This window comes from Vulcaniibacterium thermophilum, assembly GCF_007923255.1.
Lineage (GTDB): Bacteria > Pseudomonadota > Gammaproteobacteria > Xanthomonadales > Xanthomonadaceae > Lysobacter_F > Lysobacter_F thermophilum.
In genome coordinates, this window is record NZ_VOHJ01000079.1 from 1 (window position 1) to 985 (window position 985).

Annotated in this window: 1 protein-coding gene; it reads left to right on the plus strand. The window is 69.1% G+C overall.

Annotation, left to right across the window (positions count from 1 at the left end; genetic code table 11):
- Positions 1–89 precede the first annotated feature (89 nt).
- A partial coding sequence (locus FQY64_RS14650; protein ID WP_146475480.1) for an IS481 family transposase occupies positions 90–985 on the plus strand: 896 nt, incomplete at its 3' end.

Here is a 985-nt window from a genome sequence, read left to right on the forward strand (position 1 = left end):
TGTGATGTTTCAAGAGGTTGTTCCCCTCTGACCGGAGGGCGAAGCTGATGTCGCCAAACACCCAGCTCCCATCCGCGAGGGGAACAACCATGCACAAGAATGCGCGCCTGACCGCGAAGGGTCGAGAGGTGCTGATCGGCCGCCTGCAGGCTGGACAGCGTGTGGCCGAAGTCGCCCAGGCGATGGGTCTGTCGGAAACGACGGTCCGGAAGTGGTGGCGCCGCTTTCGCGACGGCGAAGGCCTGCACGACCGCAGCAGCCGGCCGCATTGCAGCCCACGAGCCATTGCCGCCGAGCGGCGCGCGCAGATCGAAGCGCTGCGCCGGCAGCGCCGTTGCGGGCGCCTGATCGCGCAGGCGCTCGGGCTTTCGGCCGCGACGGTGTCACGAGTGCTGCGCCGGGCCGGGCTGAGTCGCTGGCGCGAGCTGGAGCCGCAGGCGCCCGTGGTGCGCTACGAGCGCCAAGCGCCAGGCGAGCTGGTCCACATCGATACCAAGAAGCTGGGGCGTATTGGCGAGCCCGGCCATCGGGTCACCGGGCATCGCACTCGCCGCAGCCGCGGCATCGGCTGGGAGTTCGCGCACGTCGCGATCGACGATCATTCGCGCACGTCGCTGGTGACGATGGCCGAGGACGAGCGCCAGGACAGCGCGGTGGCGTTCCTGGAACAGGTGGTGGCGCACTACCGCGCCTGCGGCATCAGGGTGCAGCGGGTGATGACCGACAACGGATCGGCTTACCAGTCCAAGGCGTTCGCGGCCGCCTGCCGGCGCCTGGGCGTGCGCCACCTGCGCACCCGGCCGTACACCCCGCAGACCAACGGCAAGGCCGAGCGGTTCATCCAGACCTGCCTGCGCGAATGGGCTTATGCCACGAGCTATGCCACGTCGCAGCAGCGCCGCGAGGCGCTGCAGGACTGGCTGCATCACTACAACTGTCACCGCCCACACAGCGCACTCGGCGGTCAGCCACCCATCACCCGCTT